The organism is Streptomyces toyocaensis (assembly GCF_000725125.1).
In the GTDB taxonomy this organism is placed as follows: Bacteria; Actinomycetota; Actinomycetes; order Streptomycetales; family Streptomycetaceae; genus Streptomyces; species Streptomyces toyocaensis.
In genome coordinates, this window is sequence record NZ_JFCB01000069.1 from 1 (window position 1) to 1,348 (window position 1,348).

The window sequence follows — 1,348 nt, forward strand, 5'->3', positions numbered from 1 at the left end:
ACTTAGAACTCCTAACGAAATGATCTTCGAGATGATTGGATTGCTCCGGAAGTGACGATCCGGGGGTGTGGGGTGGCTCGGCCGAAGCCGTGGCATGTTGACGACGAGTTGTGGGCGGTGATCGAGCCGCTGCTACCCAAGGTTGAGCGTCGGGTACGGCATCCAGGACGAAAGCGGCATCCGGACCGGCTGGTGTTCCAGGGCATTCTGTTCGTCCTGCACACCGGGATCAGCTGGGAACATCTCCCGCAGGAACTCGGCTTCGGGTCGGGCATGACCTGTTGGCGCCGCCTGGCCGAGTGGACGGAGGCCGGCGTCTGGCCCCGGCTCCACGAGGTCCTCCTGGCCAAGCTCCGCAGCGTGAACGCCCTGGACTTTTCCCGGGCGGCTGTGGACGGCTCTCACATCCGGGCACTAAAAGGGGACCCAAGACGGGACGAAGTCCTGTCGACCGGGGCAGGACGGGCAGCAAGCACCACTTGATCACCGACGCCACCGGCATCCCGCTCGCCGTCGCGCTGACCGGCGGCAACCGCAATGACGTCACCCAGCTCATTCCACTGCTTCAGGCAGTGCCGTCCGTTCGGGGCAAGCGCGGCCGGCCCCGGCGTCGCCCCGATGTCGTGCTCGGTGACCGCGGATACGACCACGACAAGTACCGCCGCCTGGTCTGGGGCCTCGGTGTGAAGCCGCTCATCGCCCGTCGAGGCACCGGGCACGGTTCCGGGCTCGGCACTCAACGCTGGGTCGTGGAACGCGCCTTCGCCCACCTGCACTGGTTCCGCCGCCTACGCATCCGCTGGGAGATCCGCGATGACATCCACGAAGCCTTCTTGAGCCTGGGATGCGCACTCATCTGCTGGCGCCGTCTCTCACGGCTGGTCCAGGACGCCCTTACCCAGTAGCCAATCCTTGACGCTCGGGGAGCTGTCCAGGAGTCGGCTGACCTGCATGCCTTCTTCGCGTGAGGCCACCCTCTGCAGCGGAGTGAAGCCGTCGGGAAGCACATCCAGCCAGCTCACCACGCGGTCTCCCCCACGCAGACTGATCAACAATTCGCACCGCAGCTGGCGTGGGACGTCCGGGCGATGGGACAGGCTGTGCCACAGGGCCGGCCACAGATAGTGAGTTCCATCGGGCGCCGCATTCGCCTGCACCCATGCCGGGTCCAACCGCTGGTTAAGGCTGAGCTCGCATGCCCGCTCCTCCAGCCTGACCAGCGAGGTCGTATCGAGGACCTTCAACTCTCGAGGCACTGGCTCATCCGAGTTCATCGCCCCATGCTGCCCGACAGCACCCCAGCGCCTGGAGCCGACCCTTCGAAGATCATTTCGTTAGGAGTTCTTAG

The 1,348-nt window shown here is 65.4% G+C and carries 2 protein-coding genes; one reads left to right on the plus strand and one right to left on the minus strand.

Features of this window, described 5'->3' with window-relative positions; genetic code table 11:
* The first annotated feature begins 72 nt into the window (after positions 1–72).
* A protein-coding gene (locus BU52_RS34530) for an IS5 family transposase (RefSeq protein WP_167343561.1) occupies positions 73–905 on the plus strand; the annotation gives its coding sequence in 2 pieces (ribosomal slippage) (positions 73–415 and positions 415–905; 834 coding nt in all).
* Here the strand turns inward: BU52_RS34530 and BU52_RS32580 are convergent.
* Positions 873–1,274, minus strand: coding sequence for a hypothetical protein (locus BU52_RS32580; RefSeq protein WP_037941455.1), 402 nt, complete (start codon positions 1,272–1,274; stop codon positions 873–875). The genes BU52_RS34530 and BU52_RS32580 overlap by 33 nt on opposite strands.
* Positions 1,275–1,348: the final 74 nt, after the last annotated feature.